Source organism: Haloarchaeobius pelagicus, assembly GCF_051207375.1.
Taxonomy (GTDB): Archaea; Halobacteriota; Halobacteria; order Halobacteriales; family Natrialbaceae; genus Haloarchaeobius.
Genome location: NZ_JBPJZD010000003.1, coordinates 237,494 through 257,606, shown reverse-complemented (window position 1 = coordinate 257,606; position 20,113 = coordinate 237,494). Strand labels below are relative to the sequence as shown.

General features: G+C 64.4%; 16 protein-coding genes. 6 read left to right on the top strand and 10 right to left on the bottom strand.

The window, feature by feature from the left end:
- Nucleotides 1-30 precede the first annotated feature (30 nt).
- Nucleotides 31-786, bottom strand: coding sequence for an SDR family NAD(P)-dependent oxidoreductase (locus tag ACSC1S_RS19395; RefSeq protein WP_435365738.1), 756 nt, complete (start codon nucleotides 784-786; stop codon nucleotides 31-33).
- A gap of 158 nt (nucleotides 787-944) precedes the next feature.
- Between ACSC1S_RS19395 and ACSC1S_RS19390 the strand changes: the two genes are divergently transcribed.
- The gene (locus ACSC1S_RS19390) at nucleotides 945-2,000 is read left to right on the top strand and encodes an amidohydrolase family protein (protein WP_435365737.1); all 1,056 of its coding nucleotides are present in this window, start codon (nucleotides 945-947) and stop codon (nucleotides 1,998-2,000) included.
- Nucleotides 1,997-2,416, top strand: coding sequence for a metal-sulfur cluster assembly factor (locus ACSC1S_RS19385; RefSeq protein ID WP_435365736.1), 420 nt, complete (start codon nucleotides 1,997-1,999; stop codon nucleotides 2,414-2,416). The genes ACSC1S_RS19390 and ACSC1S_RS19385 overlap by 4 nt, the downstream gene beginning before the upstream one ends.
- A 144-nt stretch (nucleotides 2,417-2,560) precedes the next feature.
- Here ACSC1S_RS19385 and ACSC1S_RS19380 read toward each other — a convergent pair whose 3' ends face one another.
- From ACSC1S_RS19380 to ACSC1S_RS19355, 6 genes are all read right to left on the bottom strand, one after another.
- Nucleotides 2,561-4,573, bottom strand: a complete 2,013-nt coding sequence (locus ACSC1S_RS19380; RefSeq protein ID WP_435365735.1) for an AMP-binding protein — start codon at nucleotides 4,571-4,573, stop codon at nucleotides 2,561-2,563.
- A 65-nt stretch (nucleotides 4,574-4,638) separates the two neighbouring features.
- Nucleotides 4,639-5,139, bottom strand: a complete 501-nt coding sequence (locus ACSC1S_RS19375) for a gamma carbonic anhydrase family protein (protein WP_435320784.1) — start codon at nucleotides 5,137-5,139, stop codon at nucleotides 4,639-4,641.
- A 31-nt stretch (nucleotides 5,140-5,170) separates the two neighbouring features.
- The gene (locus ACSC1S_RS19370; RefSeq protein WP_435365734.1) at nucleotides 5,171-5,557 is read right to left on the bottom strand and encodes a Zn-ribbon domain-containing OB-fold protein; all 387 of its coding nucleotides are present in this window, start codon (nucleotides 5,555-5,557) and stop codon (nucleotides 5,171-5,173) included.
- Nucleotides 5,554-5,676 carry a hypothetical protein gene (locus ACSC1S_RS19365; RefSeq protein WP_435365733.1) on the bottom strand — a complete coding sequence of 41 codons (123 nt, stop codon included), beginning with the start codon at nucleotides 5,674-5,676 and terminating at the stop codon, nucleotides 5,554-5,556. Before ACSC1S_RS19365 ends, ACSC1S_RS19370 begins: the two co-directional genes overlap by 4 nt.
- The gene (locus tag ACSC1S_RS19360) at nucleotides 5,673-6,839 is read right to left on the bottom strand and encodes a thiolase domain-containing protein (protein WP_435365732.1); all 1,167 of its coding nucleotides are present in this window, start codon (nucleotides 6,837-6,839) and stop codon (nucleotides 5,673-5,675) included. Before ACSC1S_RS19360 ends, ACSC1S_RS19365 begins: the two co-directional genes overlap by 4 nt.
- Nucleotides 6,840-6,905: 66 nt before the next feature.
- The gene (locus ACSC1S_RS19355; RefSeq protein WP_435365731.1) at nucleotides 6,906-8,081 is read right to left on the bottom strand and encodes an MFS transporter; all 1,176 of its coding nucleotides are present in this window, start codon (nucleotides 8,079-8,081) and stop codon (nucleotides 6,906-6,908) included.
- A gap of 114 nt (nucleotides 8,082-8,195) precedes the next feature.
- On the opposite strand from ACSC1S_RS19355, the gene ACSC1S_RS19350 reads away from it, so the two are divergent.
- From ACSC1S_RS19350 to ACSC1S_RS19340, 3 genes are all read left to right on the top strand, one after another.
- On the top strand, nucleotides 8,196-8,612 hold the full coding sequence (locus ACSC1S_RS19350; RefSeq protein ID WP_435365730.1) for a universal stress protein: 417 nt from the start codon (nucleotides 8,196-8,198) through the stop codon (nucleotides 8,610-8,612).
- Nucleotides 8,613-9,319: 707 nt separating this feature from the next.
- Nucleotides 9,320-13,084 (top strand): glucodextranase DOMON-like domain-containing protein, encoded by a 3,765-nt coding sequence (locus ACSC1S_RS19345; protein ID WP_435365729.1) that lies wholly within the window; start codon nucleotides 9,320-9,322, stop codon nucleotides 13,082-13,084.
- A gap of 66 nt (nucleotides 13,085-13,150) precedes the next feature.
- Entirely contained in the window at nucleotides 13,151-14,080 is a 930-nt protein-coding gene (locus tag ACSC1S_RS19340) for a metallophosphoesterase (protein WP_435365728.1), read from the top strand.
- 126 nt (nucleotides 14,081-14,206) lie between these two features.
- Here the strand turns inward: ACSC1S_RS19340 and ACSC1S_RS19335 are convergent, their stop codons facing one another.
- Both ACSC1S_RS19335 and ACSC1S_RS19330 read right to left on the bottom strand, forming a co-directional pair.
- Nucleotides 14,207-16,309 carry an alpha-amylase family glycosyl hydrolase gene (locus ACSC1S_RS19335; RefSeq protein WP_435365727.1) on the bottom strand — a complete coding sequence of 701 codons (2,103 nt, stop codon included), beginning with the start codon at nucleotides 16,307-16,309 and terminating at the stop codon, nucleotides 14,207-14,209.
- A 234-nt stretch (nucleotides 16,310-16,543) separates the two neighbouring features.
- Entirely contained in the window at nucleotides 16,544-17,551 is a 1,008-nt protein-coding gene (locus ACSC1S_RS19330) for a Gfo/Idh/MocA family protein (RefSeq protein WP_435365726.1), read from the bottom strand.
- Between the two features lie 100 nt (nucleotides 17,552-17,651).
- On the opposite strand from ACSC1S_RS19330, the gene ACSC1S_RS19325 reads away from it, so the two are divergent.
- Nucleotides 17,652-18,521 (top strand): DUF7351 domain-containing protein, encoded by an 870-nt coding sequence (locus tag ACSC1S_RS19325; RefSeq protein WP_435365725.1) that lies wholly within the window; start codon nucleotides 17,652-17,654, stop codon nucleotides 18,519-18,521.
- A 53-nt stretch (nucleotides 18,522-18,574) separates the two neighbouring features.
- Here the strand turns inward: ACSC1S_RS19325 and ACSC1S_RS19320 are convergent, their stop codons facing one another.
- The gene (locus ACSC1S_RS19320; protein ID WP_435365724.1) at nucleotides 18,575-20,107 is read right to left on the bottom strand and encodes a PTS transporter subunit IIC; all 1,533 of its coding nucleotides are present in this window, start codon (nucleotides 20,105-20,107) and stop codon (nucleotides 18,575-18,577) included.
- Between the last annotated feature and the right edge of the window lie 6 nt (nucleotides 20,108-20,113).

Genomic DNA, 20,113 nt, shown 5'->3' with positions numbered 1-20,113 from the left:
TAAGTCGTTACGACGTCGGCACAGATGGATTCAGGCCGTGAAGCCGCCATCCAGCACGAGGTTGTGACCGGTCATGAACGAGGACTCTTCGCTGGCGAGGAACAGTGCCGCATCCGCGACCTCCTCCGGTTGACCGGCCCGCCCGAGTGGTGTCTGTTCGAGGATGCCACCTGCCGTGTCGCCGTCCTCCTGGGTCATCGCCGTCTCGATGAATCCCGGGTTGAGTGCGTTCACCCGGATATCGTTCTCCCCGTGCTCGACCGCGAGCTCGCGCGTGAGGTTCGTGACGGCCCCTTTCGAGGTGCAGTAGAGCGAGGAGTTCGGGAGCCCGCGGATTCCACCGATGGAGGACATGTTGATGATACGGCCTCCCTCGTCCTGGTCCACCATCGTCTGGATGGCGACCTGGCTGCCGAAGTAGACGCCCTTCACGTTGATGTCCATCAGGAACTCGAAGTCCTCCTCGCTCGCTTCTTCGATGGGGAGCTGCCGGTCGACGCCCGCGTTGTTGACCATCACGTCGAGCGAACCGAAGGCCTCGACGGTCTGGTCGACCGCGTTCCGGAGTGCGTCGATGTCGGTCACGTCCGTCTCGACGAACTGTGCGGTTCCACCTTCGGCTTCGATGACCTCGTGCGTCGGGTCGCCGCCGAGTCGGGGTTCCATCTGCAGGTCCGCGACGGTTACGCTTGCGCCCTCCTCGGCGAAGCGTCGCGCGATAGCTCGGCCGTTCCCTGATGCGGCACCGGTCACCAATGCTACGGTATCCGTGAGTCTACCACTCATGGTCTACTGGAAGACGTGTCTGTGATGAATTAAGTGTTACCCGGTCCTGAGGTGGCGCATAATGACGTTAGATTGATTGGTAAATGTTCGTGAACATCCATAACTTTAATACGGAATGTGAGAAACCGTGACCTTGTATGTTAGAGTCTGGCGCATTAGTGGTTGACTCTGTCAGTCACTGTTTCAACCACACACCCGACAATCACAAGCACCCACACGCCCAGCGATGGGACGACGAGACCTACGAACTCGGCGCGAAACTCCTCCCCGACAGCCACGTGCCGTCGGAAGAGGTGTTCTACCGAGACCACTCGCCCGAGGAACTCGCTCGCCTCATCTTCCTGGAGAGCCAGATCGACTACAGCGTCTACCACTCGCTCCCGCTCGACGACTACTTCCACGACGGGTACGTCTCGCGCGAGAAGGGCTTCGAGTTCTGCGAACAGAACCCGACCCGGACGTCGATGTACGTCGACATCAACCCGCTCGAGGACGATGCCGTCGAACAGGTCCACGAGTACGCGAGTCGTGACGTGGTCGAGGGCATCAAGCTCTACCCGTCGCGGTACCAGAACGGACGCGACCTCTCGCTCCAGCTCAACGAGGACACGGTCTGGCCCATCCTCGAAGCGGCAGCCGACTCCGACGTCGACACCGTCGCGATGCACAAGTTCATCCCGTTCGCCACGGCTCCGGTCAAGTACTTCCGGATGGACGACGTCGAGGACGCGGCACTGTCGTTCCCCGACCTCAACTTCGAGATCATCCACGCGGGCTTCTCGTTCCTCGAGGAGACGGTGTTCGCGATGGCCAGCCACGACAACGTGTACGCGAACCTCGAGAACACCGCCTGTATGGTCAACACCCGCCCGCGCAAGTTCGCCGAGTCGCTCGGCGAGATGCTGTACTGGGCCGGTCCGGACCGCATCCTGTTCGCCAGCGGCGCGACCGCACTGCACCCGCAGCCACCCGTCGAGGGCATCTGGAACTTCGAGATGCCGGAGGACCTGCGCGTGAACCAGGACTACCCCGAGGTCACCCAGGAGATCAAGGAGAAGATTCTCGGCAAGAACGCGCTCCGGCTCCTCGGGAAGGACCCCGACGAGGTTCGTAACCAGATCGAGGGCGACAAGTGGGACCAGAAGCGCGCGGAACTCCGCGAGAACGACGACTTCCCGGTCGAACCCTGGTCCACCTACGAGACCACCGCATGAGTATGTCCAACCACATCACTCCCGACCACGTGTTCGACGACCCACTCAAGTCCGAGATCAAAGCCGAACTCGACGAGGTGCTCGACCCGTGTAGTTGCGCGAGCGACCATCCGATCAGCATTCTCGACCTCGGTCTCGTCGAGGGTATCGAAACACGCGACGGCGGACGTCACGTCGAGGTGACGCTGCTGTTGACCTCGCAGCTGTGTACCTACTTCATCGATATGAACGACGAGATCATCGAGCGCGTCGAAGCGCTCGACCCTGTCGAGGAGGTCATCGTCCACCAGGACACCAGCGGACAAGTCTGGACGAAAGAACGCATGTCGGATGAGGAGCGGAAGACCCGTCGCGAACGGTTCCTCCAGCGCATGGACGACGCCGGGGTCACACCCTACGCCGAGCGAACCAGCTGACCGTATCGACCCGAATCACCAACCGACTCCCACCCGTGCCACATCACCGAGGCGCGTCGGCGACAACTCCCACCGCTGTCCGATAGCACCCACCCGTCGCCGGGCGCTTCGATGATTTTCGAAAAATCGACCGCCGAGCGACGGCTACACCGCGTCTTCGATCGCCTCGAGCGCTGCCGGGTTCTCCATCGAGGAGAGGTCACCGGGGTCCTCACCACGGTAGACCGCTTCGACAGCGCGCCGGATGACCTTCCCCGACTGGGTACGAGGCAGGTCGTCGACGAAGACGAGTTCTCGCGGCCGGAAGGGTTTGCCCTGTTCTTCGCCGACCAGTTCACGGAGCTCACCTGCCAACTCATCGCTCGCCTCGACGCCGGGTTCGGTGATGACGAACGCAACGACTGCGGTCCCGGTGGTGTCGTCGGGGACACCCACAGCCGCGGCTTGATTGATATCGGCGTGCTCGCAGAGGACGCCTTCGATCTCGGCGGGCCCAACCTTCCGACCGGCCACGTTGAGCGCGTCGTCGGCGCGGCCGTGGAGGAACCAGAATCCGTCCTCGTCCTTCTGGGCCCAGTCGCCGTGGTCCCAGAGGTCGTCCCAGGTGCTCCAGTACTCCTCGAGGTAGCGCTCGTCACCCGACCAGAGCGACTTCGTCATGCTGGGACAGGAGTCCCGGGCGACGAGGTACCCACGTTCGTTGTCCTCACGGACGCTCTCCCCGTCGCCGTCGACGACGTCGATGTCCATCCCGAGGCCCGGGCCACCGAGGCTGCAGGGCTTCAGGTCGTTGATCGGCATGGGCATGAGGAAGCAGCCACAGATCTCCGTGCCGCCGGAGATGTTGATGATGGGTGCCTCGCCTCCCCCGACGTTCTCGTAGAACCAGTGCCAGGACTCGGGGTCCCACGGTTCGCCCGTGCTCCCGAGGAGACGCAGGCTGGAGAGGTCGTGCTGCTCGACCCACTCGTCACCGTGCTTGCGCAGGGCGCGGATAGCCGTCGGCGAGATGCCGAACTGGGTGAGCTTGTGACGGTCGATCATCTCCCAGAACCGGTCTGGTTCCGGGTGGTCCGGTGCGCCCTCGTACATGAAGACAGTCCCGCCGAACGCGTGGTTGCCGATGAGCGTCCACGGGCCCATCATCCAGCCGATGTCGCTAACCCAGAAGAATCTATCAGAGGGCTTCTGGTCGAAGCCGAAGTGCAACTCCTTGGCGCACTGCATCAGCGCGCCGGCGTGGGTGTGGACGATACCCTTCGGGGTGCCGGTCGTCCCCGAAGAGTACAGCAGCATGGACTCCTGGCTCGAATCGAGCTCCTTGGACTCGTACTCGTCCGACTGCGGTTCGACGGCCTCGTGCCACCACTCGTCACGGTCGTCGTCCCAGGGCACCTCGACGCTACTCCCGGGGTCCGAACCACCGAGCCGGTCGTAGACGACCGTCTCTTCGACGTGGCCTGCCGCATCGATAGCGTCGTCGGCAGCCCCCTTGAGCGTGATCTCGCCACCGCGACGGTAGAAGCCATCTCCAGTGAACAGCACCGAGCATTCCGCGTCGGCGATGCGCGTCGCCGCGGCGTCGACGCCGAACCCGGAGAAGATGGGGACCGCGATGGCACCGACCTTGAAACAGCCATAGAGGATGGAGACGACCTCCGGAACCATCGGCATGTATAGCCCGACCGTGTCGCCGGTCTCGATACCGGCCGATTCGAGGTAGTTCGCGACCTTGTTGGCCTGGCGATGGAGCTCGTGGTAGGTTATCTCTCGAACGTCGCCGGGCTCGCCTTCCCAGATGAGCGCGACCTTGTTCCGCGTCTCGCTCCCTTGGACGGCGTGGCGGTCCACAACGTTGTGGGCCGTGTTGATGGTCCCGCCCGGGTACCAGTCAGTGAACTGCGGCCCGTCGCTCGAATCCCGCACGGAGTCGTACGCCTCGTAGAACTCGATATCGAGGTAGTCGACCAGTTCGTCCCAGAACCAGTCGACGCCGGATTGCGGGACTCCTTCGATGTCCGTGGTCGTCCGTTCGATCAGTTCGTCGTAGTCGTCGATGTCGTACTCCTGCATGAACGCCCAGACGTTCGTCGACTCGACGAACGCCCGGGACGGCTCGTGCGCTATCGCTGCAGAATCCGCTGGCTGGTCTGACATAGCGTCTGTCCTATTGTGACAACGGCAGGCATGATAAGAGGACCGGATGGCGGCGTTCCCTGCGACTACTCGAAGTGGCCGGACTCCTTGTACTCCTGGCCGAGTTCGACGTAGTGCTCGTGTGTGCGGGATATCTCGTCGAGCTGTGCGTCGCTGAGCGGTTTCGTCTCTGCAGGGGTCCCGTACGCCAGGTGCCCCTCGGGAATCGTCTGGTCCTGGAGGACCACCGTGTTCGCTGCGACGATACAGTTCGATTCGACTGTGGCCCCACGAAGGACGGCACTATGCATCCCGACCAGCGAGTGGTCCTCGATTGTGGCGTAGTCGACGACGGCGTTGTGTCCGACGGTCACCTCGTCGCCGAGCGTCGCGCCATGGAGCATCGAGAACTCCTGGACGTTCGTCTCCTCCCCGACGTCGACGGTCGCCCCGTCCCCCCGGAGGCAGACGAACGGCCACAGGCTCGCACGCTCGTCGACGACGACGTCCCCGATGAGGTACGCCATGTCCGAGACGAACGCGGACTCGGCGACGATCGGGCTGGTGTTCCGCAGTGGTTTGCGCATGGAACCAGATGGATGCTCGACCGGCATAGTACTACTTGCTTGGACGGAAGACGAGCATCCGACTCCCGGTGGTGTCCGATAGTTCGACCGATGGAACGACCGCTGCCCCAGTGTCCAGGTCGGCATCCGCATCACCGCGGAGTCGTCCCGTCATGGTGACTGGTCCAAATTCGGCGATGCCGACCACGTACGGCGTCTCGCCTTCGAAGCCACTCCCGGCGACGTGGATGCGGGTCTGGTCTTCGAGGACGCCCGCGGTGGGCAACGGCTCCTCGGAGAGGTCCGGCTCGCCACAGACCGGACAGCGGGGGCTTGGAGGAACCGAGCCATGCCCCTCGGGACACGCCAGATAGTAGCCCTCGCCGCTGGCGATGGCGTCGAGGAACTCGTCGTACCCGGCATCCCTGGTCTCGTTCATGCGACCACCTCCGGACCTGCGGCCCGGCGAACTCGCAGGAACTCGCTTCGCTCGCTCATGTGACCACCGTCAGACTCGGGGTCTGACGTCTTCGCATTCACGTCGCTGCGCTCGTTCATGCGACCACCTCCAGAACATGCACGACAGCACTCGCGACGGTCCCACCGGCATTGTGCGCGAGTCCGACACGGGCGTCGGGCACCGCATCGCTGTGGACGTGCTCACCTGCCAGAAGTTCGGTGAGCTCTGCGATCTGTGCGACACCGGTCGCGCCGACCGGGTGCCCCTTGGCCTTCAGGCCGCCGGAGAGGTTGACTGGCAGCTCGCCATCACGGGTCGTCTCGCCTGCGGCGGCCGCAGAGATACCCTCGCCCGGGTCGTAGAACCCGAGTGCCTCAATGGCCAGCACCTCCGCGATGGTGAAACAGTCGTGGACCTCCACCAGGTCGATATCTGCGGCCGTGACGCCGGCCATCTCGTAGGCCGCTTCGGCCGCCTGCTCGGTCGCCGGCGTGGCGGCCCGGTTCGCACGCCGCTGGAGCGCCAGCGTGTCGCTGCGCTGGCCGGTGCCAGTAACGGCGACTGGCGCGTCGAGGTCGTGCTCGTCGGTGTACTCGTCACTGACAAGGACGACCGCGGCGGCCCCGTCGCTGATGGGACAGGCATCGTACAGGCCGACCGGTTCGGCGATGGGGGGTGCATCCAGGACGTCCTCGGTGGAGATCTCCTGCTGGAGATGTGCGTTCTCGTTGTCCAGTGCGTTCTCGTGGTTCTTCACCGCGACCGCGGCGAGTTCCTCTCGCGACCCACCGTACTCCCTGAAGTAGGCTTCCGTGAGGAGGGCGTACGCCCCAGGGAAGGTCATCCCGACCCGGCGTTCGTGCAGGTCGTCGGCGGCCAGTGCCAGCGCGTCGGTCGCGTGATGAACGTCGACGTTCGTCATCCGCTCCATCCCACCGACCAGGACGACGTCGGCGTCGCCGCTGCGGACCGCCCGCACGCCAGCGCGCATCGCCACGCCACCGGACGCGCAGGCACTCTCGAACCGGGTCGAGGCTGCGGTCGTCCCTACGACCTCCGCCACGAGCGGTCCCTGATGGCCCTGGTCCTCGGTGACCTCGCCGATGAAGTTGCCGTACAGTACCTCGTCGATGTCGGTACGAGGGATACCGGACCCCTCCAGGGCGTCGTCGCTCGCCTGTGCGAACAGGTCCCTCCCGGTGCGTTCCGGGTGTTCGCCGAACGGAGTCACGGCTACGCCCGCTATGCGGACTGATTGCATACGACAGTCTAGAGCAGAGTCTATATTGTAGCTATTGCGGTCGTGACAAATACCGAAACGGCTCGTTCAGACCGATTCGCTCCCGGCTGGCTGGCTCGCTCGGTCGATGGACAGCCGCGTGAGGAGCGCGATGGCCACGAGGCTGGCCATGATGGGGACGATGGTCTGCATCGCCTCCGTGATTCCCACTCGTCCGGCGAGGATGCCAACGACGAACGGACCGGCCGTGATACCGAAGAAGTTCGCGCCGGTGGCGATGGCGTTCACCGGGCCGCTGAACTCCGGAGTCGTGTCGACGCCGAACGCGGAGAGCGTCGGGAAGAACCCGGCGACGAACAGACCGAGGCCCATCACAGCCGGGAAGAAGACCGCCTCGATGCGCAGCACGAAGGCGACGACGAGCAATGGAAGCGAAGCCAGCCCGACGATGGCGACGATGTCCAGGTGGCCGACCCGGTCCACCAGCACGCTGTACGCGAGCCTCGCGGGGATATACATCACGAGGAAGCTCGAGAGCAGGACGTTCGCCGATTCGCGGGGCATGAACTGGGACGCATAGAATGGGAGCCAGGTGAACACCGTCCCCTCGATTGCCCCGCTGCAGACGAGCGCGGCAACCATCCCGATGACCGCGGGTTTCTCCAACACGGTGCGCAGGGCACCAAGGGAGATTGTCTCTTCCGACCAGGATTCCGCAGGGAGGTCCAACCGCCACATCCCGACGAAGAGCGGGACGAGCGCGAGTCCGACCAGCGCGTACACGGCACGCCAATCCGCGTTCGCGAGGACCGCGTTGACGAACAGCGGGCCGGTCGTCGCGCCGACCGCCCACAGCAGCGCGTACAGGTTGAACATTCGCCCGCGCCTGTCCGGGTAGAGGTGACTGAGCAACGGCCGGTCGAGCGCCCGGACGGTTCCGACGCTCGCGCCTTGCAGAAACAGGAACAGGAGAAGTGCGGCGAAGGAGCTGGTCACGCTGATGACCAACGACGCCACGATGGTACCCGCCGTCCCGAGGACGAGCATCCGCTTGATGTCCAGCGCACCAGAGCGCATCCCGACAACCATGACGGTCAGCAGGAGTCCGAGCGTCGCTGCGGGTCCGACCATCCCGAGCAGTTCCTGCGTGACGAGGAACTCTTCCTCGAAACTGGGCAAGAGTGCGCCCATGGACTGCTGGATGACCCCGTGACCAGCGACGAACGCGAACAACACGACTGTCCAGACGCGACGCGAACGCATGGAGTAGCGATACACACGGCGGTTGGTAAAGTGTTCTGTCGAGGGCAGATTTCCCCTCACGTGGACACTCCCGACCCCAGACACTATGTAGATGCGCGTGGTTGTCGGTACCGTATGTACCGGATAGTAGCACCGGTCGGTACGGACGTCGAACGAGCACTGACACAGGCATCCTATATCGCGGGACTCCCGAACGCGGAGTCGGCCATCGCGGTGACCATCGTGCACTCGTACGCCGACGAAGACGAGGCCGAGAACCCGATGGACGATTCGCTCCCCCCGGAGGAGAGCGAGGCGGTAATCGAAGTGCAATCGCACCTCGAAGACCGCGGTATCGAGGTAGAGAAACAGGAGATATACAGTCCAGTCGACAAGGGAATCATCGAGGCGGCTCGTGATCTGGACGCCGAGCAGGTCGTCATCGCGGGGCGGAAACGGTCTCCCGTGGGCAAGGCGCTGTTCGGCAGCACCACGCAGTCGGTGTTGTTGCAGTCGGAGATCCCAGTCGTCGTGACCGGAATGGCAGAGTAACGCACAGGACGACCCCATCGAAGTGATGAGCCAGCCGTACCCCTGACGCTGCACGTGTCGGGGCGACGGGGTCGGATAGCGACAGCTCTGGAACCCGAATGCTGCCCGCTCGAAGCATTCTCTGTATTGCCACACTCTCTCGATGAGCTGCCACCGGGACCCAAGTAGATGGGACAGGTCAGACCACAGTTTTCAAAATAAAATTATACTCTTATAGCTAGTAGGAGCCGGCAAGTACACGGTGCGACAGTGGCTCGGCAGATTAATTGACACTTCTACGCCGGTACCCCGAGTAATTGGCGTTTGAGAGCGTTACGTTTCCACATTCCCTCGTTCAGTCGTCTGATTTTCTTGTGTCTGTCGTGAGCCACCTACTGGAGATCCGCTTCGACACCAATTCGTCGATAACGCGTGATATGCGCTGTGAAAACGCGGGAGTGGAAGGATTTGGGTATTCACTGGGTAGAGTTTGTTTCAAACCTGCGACTGCTTCGGTGTGGCGGACAACAAATCATAATCTCCATTGTAATATGCCATAATAGTAATTATTCAGTTAATTGCCACCCCGATGATTTCCACTCACTCAGCTGGTGACCTGGGTCTCGGGAAACGAACCATCGAACAGAATCTGTGGAAGTATGAAGTACAATTTCACAAAACATTTTTGTACTGTGGGGTGGTGGTCTGAGCAAACGTGGAACGTGACAATGGCTGACAGGAAGAACACACCGACAGGCGGCGACTCCCTGACACGGCGACGAGTCCTCCAGTACGGCAGCGTGGCGAGTCTCGGGATGTTCGCCGGCTGTGGCGGCACCCAGGGAGAACCCACAGAGACGACCGCACCGACAGAAGAATCGACCAGTCCCGACACCGAAACCGAAGACGACCACCCGAACGACAACAACCGACCGCCCGGTGGCGCGTTCGACCCCGGGCCACCTAGATTCATGCAGGTCGGCGAGCGCCTCATGGACCCCATCTTCTCCGACGCGAGCCACGGCCTGGACCGGGACAACCTCGCGCCGTCCATCCAGAACCCGACGCGCGACCCCGACAACTACAGTCCGGACGACTTCACCTGGTCAATCGCGTCGAAACCGGACGACAGCGACGCCGAACTCGTGTTCGCGCCGACCCCCTACGACGAGGGAGCCGAACAGTACGACGCGGGCCAGCACAACACGGCGGAGTTCGAACCCGACGTCCCCGGGACCTACGTCGTGGAACTCGCCGCACCCGACGGGACGTACCAGCAGACGATTCGAGTGTTCGAGGCTGCACCGAGCAACGCGGGTGGCCCCCCAACGCTCGAACTCTCGGGGTCGTACGACGGTGACGCAGACGAGTTCGTCGTCGACGCCAACGCGGCGCTGGCGAGCGACAGCAACGCCGACGCGAACGACCTGGACGTCGAGTTCCTGCCAGCGGACCAAGCAGGCCTCTCGAACGCCGACATCGAAGTCGACGACCAGCACCGGGCGCACGTTCCGAACGACGCCCTCGACGGCCCAACGCGGCTCTCCGCCGCCGCCTTCGACGGCGAGGCACACAGCTACACCGACGAGATCGAACTCGACCCAGAATCCGAGTCGGTCACCCTTCCGAACCGCCCGCCCGAGTGGCTGGACGACGCGGTCATCTACGAGATATTCACGCGCTCGTTTGCCGGGAGCGAGGGCGCGACCGACTTCGCGTTCCTCCAGGAGAAAGCCAGCTATCTGGCTGAACTCGGCATCGACGTGGTCTGGCTGACGCCTATCGTCCCTGCATGGAGCGCGACCATCGACGCCGAGACCGACACCCACGCACCGGGCGGCCCTCACGGCTACAGCACGGGTGACTACTTCGACGTGGCCGAGGATCTCGGCACCCTGGCCGAGTACGAAGCGTTCGTCGCGGAACTCCACCGCCACGACATCAAGGTCTGTTTCGACCTCGTCATCAACCACTGCGGCTGGACTCACCCCTTCTTCCAGGACACCATCGCCAGCACCGGCCCGGACCCGGCGAACTCCTGGGAGTTCCCCCAGATTACGGGCTGGAACGAGGACTCGAAGTACTTCGACTGGTTCGACCGCATGGAGGGACTATCCTACGACGCCGCACCCGCACAGACGAGCTTCTTCGGGGTTCGCCTCCAGCCGAACCTCAACTTCGGGAACGTCGCCCTCCGTGAGCACATCCTCGCCGCGGCTGACTTCTGGTCGGACATCGTCGACGGGTTCCGGTGCGACGTCGCCTGGGGTGTACCCCACAGCTTCTGGAAGGAGGTTCGTGACCTCGTGAAGGCGAAAGATACCGAGTTCTTCCTGCTCGACGAGACGGTCCCGAACGACCCCTCCTTCGCCGAGTCCGAGTTCGACGTGCACTTCGACACGGTCGACTTCATGAACACCGTCCACGACGTGGCCCGCGGCGAGGCCAAGCCCGCCGAACTGGTCGATGCTGTCGAGGGCCGCCCAATCGAGGGGTTCCCGAGCTACACCCGGCTCATCAATTCCGTCGAGAACCACGACGAACCCCGGCTCTACTACGAGGCCAAAGCGCACGGGAGCCGCGACGACCCGGCCAGGGCCCAGCGCGCTGCGGCCGCAGCCAGCTTCACGCTGCCCGGAATCCCGTTCGTCTACTACGGCCAGGAACGCCTCATCAGCGAGTATGGCACCCGGCGCGAGAGCGTGTGGGAAGACAACGTCAGTCTCGACGACGACATCGAGACGGACCCGTACAAGCGGGCGTTCATGAACTGGGCGGAGAACGGCGACACCGTTCCACAGGACCACCTCGGGTTCTACAGAGCACTCATCGCGTTCTACCACGAGTCACCGGTACTCGGTCCAGATGCAGAACTCACCCGGGCCTGGCACGAGACCGACGCAGACGGTGACGTGCTCGCCTTCGGGCTGGACGCCGAGGCCGGCAAGCGCGTCGTGTTGGTCAACTTCGGTGTGGACGCGGCCTCGGTCGACCTGCGCGACGCGGTCTCGACCACCGACGAGTTCTCCGGGAGCGACAGACAGGTCGGGAGCGGCGAGGGGACGGTCACCGTCTCGGTCGACACGCTCGCCGTCTTCGAGACATCCTCACTGGTCGGGCTCGGCGACCGAATCGTCGGGCTGGATGACGTGACCGGTGACGATGCCGGACCCGGGAACTACACCTACCCGACCGGCGTTGCTGAGGGAAGTTTCGACATCACCGGCGTCACCGCGTTCGAGACGACCGACGACTACCAGCTGAAGTTCGACGTCGCCGGGCCGGTCGAAAATCCCTGGAACCTCGACCACGGCTTCTCCCACCAGCACATCCAGTGCTACCTCTCCAACGGGAAGGGCCTCTGGGGCGTCGACGAAGCACGGGCAGGCGTCGGCGTCACCATCCCCGACCTGTACCAGTACCGCATCCTCGTCGACGGCGAGCACGGCGTTCGCGTCGAGACCGCACTCGACGAACAGGTCGCGACCGGTCAGGTCGCCCTCCTCCCCGATGGGGGTATCCTCGTCCAGTTCCCCAAGCACTCACTCAACGACCCGCTCTCGTCGATGAAGGTCGCACCCCTCGTACTCGGCTACGACCCCGAATCCGAGGGGAACGTCATGCAGGTCGAATCGACTGCCCACGAGCGTACCTTCGGCGGCACAGAGAAGGCGAACGCCCCGAACGTCGTCGACCTCGTGACGCCACAGGGCGTGACCAATGCCGACGCGCTCGCCTTCAGTGAAGATGCTCCGGCAGAGGTTCCCTACACACCGATGACGTCCTCGTTCGAGTCCCTCGCGAGCTGGACCGACCAGTCCGGCGACGACCACGGACCGGGGAGCTACACCTACCCGACCGCGGGCGATTTCTACGAGAACGCGTTCGACCTCACTGGCTTCCGCATCGAGGAGAGCCGCGACCGCGTCCGGTTCCTGTTCGAGATGGCCGACCCCGTCGAAAACCCGTGGAACCTGGAGAACGGGTTCTCCCATCAGTTCTTCCAGGTGTACCTGCGCGACCCCGGTGCAGCCACCGACCAGCCCGCGAGCGAGCAGGCTCGACAGAACGTCGTCGCGACCTTCGAGGCACCCTACCACTACCGGGTCGTCGCGAACGGCGAATCGACGGTCAATGTCGAGGTGCCGAGCGACGACGGCGGCGAGACGGTCAGCACGGACACCGACGCCGGCCTCGCCGACGAGAAGACGGTGTACCTGGAGTTCCCGAAGCGAGCCATCGGCGGCTCGGTTGCCGGGATGGAGATTGCGCCGCTGGTCTGCCCCTACGACGGCTACGGCGACGGCGGCCTGCGCGCTATCAGCTCGTCGAAGGGAGAGTGGACCTTCGGCGGCGGGAGCGACGGTAACGTCGAACCGAAGGTGCTCGATATGATTCCCCCGGAGGGGACGAGCCAGTCCGAGGCACTCGCCTACAGCACCAGTGAGCAGGCGACGATTCCGTTCCTGTCGGTCGAGAGTGAATCGGAATAGGAGTGAGAGTGGTACCCACGGTTGGAAAACGTTTTTCAAGCTGACAACAGTCCGATACTGACACGCATGCGCCTCCGTTCCTCCAACGACGATCCACCTGCGACGCTCCCGCACGCCGCGGTCGAACTCGACCGCTGGAATCCACTGGACGACGCGATCCCCGACCACTGGCGAACGCCCATCGTCAGCATCAGCGACATCCACGGCTACCTCGACGACGCTCGCAGTGCCCTGACGGCCGTCGGCGAGACCGACCGGTTCGACCCGGTGGTTACCCAGGACGAGGACGGCACCCTCCACTGGGCCGGGAACGACTACGTGCTCGTCTTCAACGGGGACATGGTCGACCGCGGCGACCGTAACGACGAAACCCTCGCGCTGGTCCAGCGACTGCTCGACGAAGCCCCCCGCGGTCGCGTTCGCTTCCACCTCGGGAACCACGAGATGGCCATCCTCCTCCCCGAGGTCCTGTACTGGCCCGAGACGTACAGTGGCCGCCTCGACGACGAGTCGCGCGAGCGATTCCTCGAGTGGGTCGACGCCGGACTGGTGAGTGCGGCCTTCGAGGGACACGAGTACACGTACAGTCACGCCGGGTCGCCCGGCGCAATCGACGTATCTGCGGCGAACGAAGCGGTTCAGGCAGCAGCGCGTGACCTCGGTGCTGCAATCGACGCGGGCGAGTACATCGAGGTGCAAGAAGAGATACCCGAGCAGTATCCGACCGTCTTCGGCCTCGATGGTGGGTCCGGTCGCGGGCCCGACGCAGGCCTCCTCTGGATGGACTTCAAGCACATGCCGACCGACACCCCCGCGCAGGTCGTCGGACACACGAAGCACAGGGCTCCAACCCGCCGCGGCCACGCGGTCTGTGGGAACGTCATCCGTCAGAACCAGAAGACGACCGGCGGTGAAGGCGTCCTGGTCGAGGCCCCCGAAGCCCTGTGGGCCGTCACCCGCGATTCCGGGGGTCAGGCGTTGGTCCACACGGTCTGAGCCGCACCCGATTGTTCTTCTCCGGTCGGTCTGGACTGGTTCAGGCGAGCCTGCGACAGAATTTACACAGTCCAAACAGTGTGCAATGTGTTAAATGTGTACACATTGTGCACTGCTCTCCCGGAATCAGACTGCGTCCACGACCAGCACGTCGTCGACCGTGGCTTCGGTACCATCGTCGACAGGGACCGAATCGACAGCTGAACCGGTCACGAGGTCGGTGTCTCCGATGGACTCCGAGAGCGTGACGGTCGCGGTGCCATCGCCGAAGTGGAGGAGGACCAGCACCCGCTCGTCACCGTCGTCCCGGGCGAACGCGACCGCTTCGGTCGTGTCAGCCACGTAGTCGACGCGTTCGACCGACCCCTCACGGAGAACTGCGTGCTCGTCCCGGGCTCGGCTGAGCCGCCGGTGGTAGTCCGTGAGGGCGGTGTCCCCATCGTGCCAGGCCATCGGGCCGCGGTACTCTGTCATGCCGCGCTCCTGTCCGGCGTAGATCATCGGCGCGCCGGGGAGCGTGAACGTCGCGGCGGCGGCAGCCCGTAAGGCGTGCTCACTACACTCGTCGATGTAGCGGTCCTCGTCGTGGTTCTCGACGTAGCGCATGTGAACCGAGCGGTCCGGGAAGCCCGCGTGCTCGATGTGGTCCAGGGCGTCGAGGATGGCGGTGGCCGGTTCGTCGCCGGTTCCGATGTCCCGGAGCGCGTAGTAGAGACTCGTGTCGTAGTGCGCGTCGAACTCCTGGTCGTGGTAGTCCGGGTCGTGCGGAATCGTCTCGTCGAGCCACCCGAACTCTGGATGGTGCTCGTTGACGCGCTCTCGAGTCTCCTTCCAGAAGCCGTGCGGGACGCCCCAGGCCACGTCGCACCGGAACCCATCGACCACGCCGGCCCACTCGTCGACCACGTCGAGGAGGTGCGACCGGACGGCGAGCGATTCGAAATTGAAGTTCGGGATGCGCTTCCAGTTGAAGTACCGTTCGGCGCGCTTGTCGGATTCTCCAGGCCCGCGGGACCGCGGGCTCGGCTCCTCGTTCGGCGTGAAGGCATCTGCCCGCTCCTCCCAGACGTACCAGTCCTCGTATTCGGGCACGCCCGCGGCGCTCATCTGGAAGAAGGGGTGCTCGCGGTCGGAGTGGTTGACGACGAGGTCGAACATGACCGTCATCCCACGGTCGTGGGCCGCCTCGACGAAGGACTCGAACTCCTCGCGAGTGCCGAGGTCGTCGGCCAGCTCGAAGAAGTTCGTGATGTGGTAGCCGTGTTCCGTCGGACTCTGGAGAACGGGCGTGAGCCAGACACAGTCGACGCCGAGCGAGTCGATGTACGGGAGTCGTCGCTCGAGTTCCTCGAAGGTAGTCGGGGGGCGCGTGCCGGCGAACGACCGGACGAATATCTCGTAGATGGTGGCGTCCTGCAGCCACTCGGGGGCTTCGTTCGGATAGTGGAGATAGACGGAGTCCTCGCTGCTGTCCTCCACGCGGATGTCGACCACGTCGGGCACACTGTGTCGTTCGCCGACGGCGACCGCGTGAATGCGAGCGCGCTCGCCGACCGCGTCGAGGGGAAGGCTCGCGGTGTTCCCGTCCCTCTGGAGGTCGCTATCCGAGACGGCGTCGCGGTCGTCCGGGTAGAACTCGACTGAAATCTCCTCGTCCTCGAACTTGCTCGCGGGTGCAGCGGCCGTGACCGCACTCACGACGACTGCGTCGTCTTCGACGCTGGCGTCGAGTCGGAGTTTCGGTCGGCCGGGACCGGACACCTCGTGCATGCCGCCTGGAACCCAGAACGAACCGGGGGCGGTGAACCCGAAACGGTGTAATCCCGGCGAGAGTCGCTTCTCGATACCGACCATGCCGTTCTCGACCGTCGGCTGGTCCACGCCGAGGATGTGTTCGTTGAACAGCCCGATGACGGAGACGTCGTCGAGCTCGTCGGCGTCACGGGGGAACTCGTCCAGGGGGTACTCCAGCCGTGTCTCTTTTCGGTCGTCCGGAAAGACCCGAACCGTGAGTTCGTGGGTCCCATCCGGCGCGTCGAGTGCGATCCGATAGGTGCCGGGCGCGTCGGGGTCGAAGTCGAGGACTGCGCCATCGCCGAGGGTGGTCGTGCTTTCTGCTGGCGCGTCCACGACTCGCCAGTCGTAGTCGCCGCCCGGGTCGGGGTCTCGCGGCGCGAGTTCGACAGGGTCGCCGACCGTCGTGAATCGAGGGGGGCCAGGATGATGCATCGTACACCGAGGCACGGTGTCGGCCATCATAACGGTAATCAGAAGGTATCTTCAGTGGCTTCCAGCGTCTCGGTGAACTGGGTTCATCGTCGGCTGCCGGAGCTAGTCGGGGACGCGCCTGAGACTGGCCCGCTGGACCCGTCGACCACCTCGTGAGGAGACCGGGGTTGGTATCGAAGGAAGACCGACAGGCCGCCGACGTTGTGAAGAAATCTTCTGGAACCGTTGCAACGACTACTCTGGGATGTCGAGGTCCACGCTGACCCTCTCGCCCGTTCGTGCCGATTCGTAGGCCGCTTCGGTGACCGCAGTCACGGCCAGCGCGTCGCGGGCCGTCGCCGGTGGGGTCTCACCGTGCACGATAGCGTCGATGAACGCCTCCGCACGGTTGCGGTTCTCGACGCCCTCGGTCGAAGGGTACACCTCCGTGCCGTCCGTTTCGACGATGGAGACCGCTCGTTCGTCCCAGTCGGTCCCGTCGATGCGGACGCCGCCGTCGTCGCTCCAGAGACGGATGTGTTCGCTTACCCGCGGTGAGTCCCCGGAGACGGAGAGGCTCGCGACGCAGCCGTTCTCGAACGTCACGTTGAGGACCGCCTGGATGTCGACACGTTCGGCCTCGTCCTCGTACACCATCTCGGCAGACACGGACTCGGGGACCAGGCCGGTGGTCCAGAGGACGGCATCGACGAGGTGACTCCCGGTATCGTAGAGCTGACCGCCGCCGCTGAGGTCGGGGTCGTGTCGCCACGTCCCGCCCGTCGCCGCGAGCCAGTTCTGGGTTATCTCGGCCGTGATGAACTTCGGCTCGCTGCCGGCGAGTTCGTCTCTGGCCAGCATGAACGCCGGACTGAGGTGGCGCTGGTAGCCGACCATGAGAATCGTGTCGCTCTCGTCGGCGCGCCTGACGAGGTCTTTCGCGTGACCGAGGTCGGTGGTCAGGGGCTTCTCGCACATCACGTGGAGGCCCGCATCCATCGCGGCCGTGATCATCTCGTAGTGGAGCGTATGGGGTGTCGAGATGACGACGGCGTCGATGTCAGCCTCGGCGAGCATGTCCTCGTAGTCCCCGTACCGCGACTCGGGAGGGACGCCGAACTGGTCGCCGGCCCGGTTTCGGTTCTCCTCGCTCACGTCCGCGATGGCCGCTATCGACGCATCCTCGACCTCGGCCAACTGTTCGCCGAAGAACGTGCCGAACCCGCCTGTCCCGATGATGCCAGTGCTGATTGGGGCTGTCATTGCGTTACCGGGAGTTGGGGACAGCGCCCAATAAGGTTCAGCAGAAGTTTTCTTCGGCCGAGAGGGACAGGTTCAGGAGACTGCTCGCCGAAGAGCAGGTATGGAAGAGCGCACCGCCGACGTGGACGCGGAGGAGGCAGCCGCCGCGCTGGGGGCGCTCGCGGACGAGGCACGCATCGACATCCTGCTCGCGCTCTGGCAGTCCGACCCGCTCGGATTCGCCGCGCTCCAGGAAGCAGCGGGCTTCGAAGACAGCGGGCGATTCAACTACCATCTCGACAAGCTCGTCTCCCGGTTCGTCACCAAGACCGACGACGCCTACCACCTCACTCCCTCCGGTGCCAAGGCGGTCGACCTGGTCCTGGACGAGCGCTTTGGGCCAACTCCGGCCCCGCTCGACGAACCGGCTGGGGCGGACTGCCCCGAGTGCGGGACCGAACTCCACGCGACCTACGAAGACGGCGACCTCGAACTCGCCTGTCCCGCGTGTGAGACCCTGGTCCACTACGGCTACTTTCCCCCGCGCGGGCGGGCGACCCGTGACGCCGATGCGTTCCTCGACGCGTACTCCCAGCGCCTCTGGCGGGACTTCACGCTCGCCCACCGTGGCGTCTGCCCGCACTGCAGCGGCAGGATGCAGACGACGGTCGAAACGGACCCCGGCTGGTACATCGACTACGCGGCCACGAGCAACTGCGAGGACTGCGGCAGCACCGTCGGGTCGACCATCGGACTCCGGTTGCTTTCGGACCCCGAAGTCGTCTCGTTCCTCGCTGACCACGGTATCTACGTCGACGACCGCCGGTTCTGGACGTTCGACTTCTGTCTGAACGACGAGGCAGTGCGTGTCGTCTCCGACGACCCGCCGCAGTATCTCGTCCCCATCGAAGCCGGGGGTGAGACGCTGGCGGTCACGGTCGACGAGACCGCAACCGTGGTCGAGACGGCGAGGCGGCGACCCAGACACTAACGACTACCTGTCGCCAGCTCGTCGAGACGTTCTCTCTCGCCAGACTGGACCAGTCAATCGTCAGTTTCGGCAGGTGCGACCACCGTCTTCCGTTCGACCCCGTCACTGGACTCCGTGTCGAAATTCGCTGCGACCTGTGCTGGCATGTGTTTCGTCCACCGGTAGCACCCGTACGCGAGCACGCCGGAGCCCACACCCGCGAGCACGACCGCTTCGCTGACACCGGCCGAGAGTCCGAGCGGGCTGAACAGTCCGAGTGACCACCAGTGGCCCCCAGCACTGAGTGCGGAGACGAGTTCGGAGCCGTTCGTATCGACGGTCTGCAGACCACCAGTCACGGTCCCGATTTCGGTGATGTACGGCGCAAGAACCGTACTCGCGACAGTCACGATGGTGGTCATGATGCCACCGCCGATGACCGTCCGGACGAGGTTCCCCTGGCTGATCGCGGCAGCCCACATGCAGAATATCGGCAACACGACGAGGTCTGCCAGCGGCATGACGACGATGCCGGGGATGAACGCGAGGCCCAGCGCATAGGGGATGAGCAGGAGTCCGGCCACGACTGCGGTCGTGTCGGCGAACACGATGGCCCCGGCATCGATGCCGATGACGACCGTGTCGCCACCGAATCGGTCGCTCTCGTTGACCCGGGTGGACGCCTGCTCGACGACGGGGTCGAGGCCGTCGACGAGGAACTCGACCATCTCGGGGAGGATGGTCAGCAAGCCCGCGACGTAGACCGCGGTTCGGAAGCCGTCCATGGGTGGTTGCTGTGCGAGGAGACTGATGAACAGGCCGACGAGGAAGCCGAGCAGGACCGGTTCTCCAAGGACGCCGATTCGCTCCTCGATAGCCTCGGGGCTGACCTCCAGCGACCCGATGACGGGGAGCGCCCGCAGACACCGGTCGATGGCGAAGACGAACGGGGCCTGCAGGACGCTCTGCGCGTGGGGAAGGCTCGTCCCCGGAATCCCGAAGTAGACCTGCCCGAGTTCGGCCGTCCAGTCGGCGAGTCTGAGCACGAGTATCTCGGTGACGATTGCAGCGAGGAGGCCCAGTGCCCAGCTCCCCGTGAGGACGTAGACGATGGCCGCGTTGAGCGCCCATTGCCAGTAGTTCCAGATGTCCGCATCGAGAGTTCGAGTCCAGCCGAGCGCGAGCATGAGGAGGTTCACGCCGAGCCCGAGCGGGATGATGAGCGCGGTCACGCCCATCGCCCAGGCGAACCCGGAGACCGGTGCCCAGCCGATGTCGAGTCCGACGAGGTTCAGGTTCCAGACCGTCGCGAGTGCCTGGACCGTCTGTGCGATCGGCCCCAGGACGAAGTCCAGCAGCGCGAAGATACCGACGAAGGCGACGCCGACGAGCAGGCCCGAGCGAACCGCACTGAGAACGGGCAAGCCCACGACGACGCCGAGGAGGAACACGATGACCGGCATGAGTAACGCTGGACCCATCGCCGAGAACAGCGACTGCACCTGCTCCAGGAGCTGGACGCCACCGTCTGCCTGTCGCAGTAGCTCGGGAGCGAGCGACAACGTCGAGAACGCTTGGCGAACTAGCCTGCCCGAGAAATCGTACACGGGCTA

What these genes read in the sequence shown, in the direction of transcription:
- ACSC1S_RS19395 (WP_435365738.1), bottom strand. Translation starts at nt 786, where the DNA reads ATGAGTGGTAGACTCACGGATACCGTAGCATTGGTGACCGGTGCCGCA.
- ACSC1S_RS19385 (WP_435365736.1), top strand. Translation starts at nt 1,997, where the DNA reads ATGAGTATGTCCAACCACATCACTCCCGACCACGTGTTCGACGACCCA.
- ACSC1S_RS19380 (WP_435365735.1), bottom strand. Translation starts at nt 4,573, where the DNA reads ATGTCAGACCAGCCAGCGGATTCTGCAGCGATAGCGCACGAGCCGTCC.
- ACSC1S_RS19375 (WP_435320784.1), bottom strand. Translation starts at nt 5,139, where the DNA reads ATGCGCAAACCACTGCGGAACACCAGCCCGATCGTCGCCGAGTCCGCG.
- ACSC1S_RS19370 (WP_435365734.1), bottom strand. Translation starts at nt 5,557, where the DNA reads ATGAACGAGACCAGGGATGCCGGGTACGACGAGTTCCTCGACGCCATC.
- ACSC1S_RS19365 (WP_435365733.1), bottom strand. Translation starts at nt 5,676, where the DNA reads ATGAACGAGCGCAGCGACGTGAATGCGAAGACGTCAGACCCCGAGTCT.
- ACSC1S_RS19360 (WP_435365732.1), bottom strand. Translation starts at nt 6,839, where the DNA reads ATGCAATCAGTCCGCATAGCGGGCGTAGCCGTGACTCCGTTCGGCGAA.
- ACSC1S_RS19355 (WP_435365731.1), bottom strand. Translation starts at nt 8,081, where the DNA reads ATGCGTTCGCGTCGCGTCTGGACAGTCGTGTTGTTCGCGTTCGTCGCT.
- ACSC1S_RS19350 (WP_435365730.1), top strand. Translation starts at nt 8,196, where the DNA reads ATGTACCGGATAGTAGCACCGGTCGGTACGGACGTCGAACGAGCACTG.
- ACSC1S_RS19345 (WP_435365729.1), top strand. Translation starts at nt 9,320, where the DNA reads ATGGCTGACAGGAAGAACACACCGACAGGCGGCGACTCCCTGACACGG.
- ACSC1S_RS19340 (WP_435365728.1), top strand. Translation starts at nt 13,151, where the DNA reads ATGCGCCTCCGTTCCTCCAACGACGATCCACCTGCGACGCTCCCGCAC.
- ACSC1S_RS19335 (WP_435365727.1), bottom strand. Translation starts at nt 16,309, where the DNA reads ATGCATCATCCTGGCCCCCCTCGATTCACGACGGTCGGCGACCCTGTC.
- ACSC1S_RS19330 (WP_435365726.1), bottom strand. Translation starts at nt 17,551, where the DNA reads ATGACAGCCCCAATCAGCACTGGCATCATCGGGACAGGCGGGTTCGGC.
- ACSC1S_RS19325 (WP_435365725.1), top strand. Translation starts at nt 17,652, where the DNA reads ATGGAAGAGCGCACCGCCGACGTGGACGCGGAGGAGGCAGCCGCCGCG.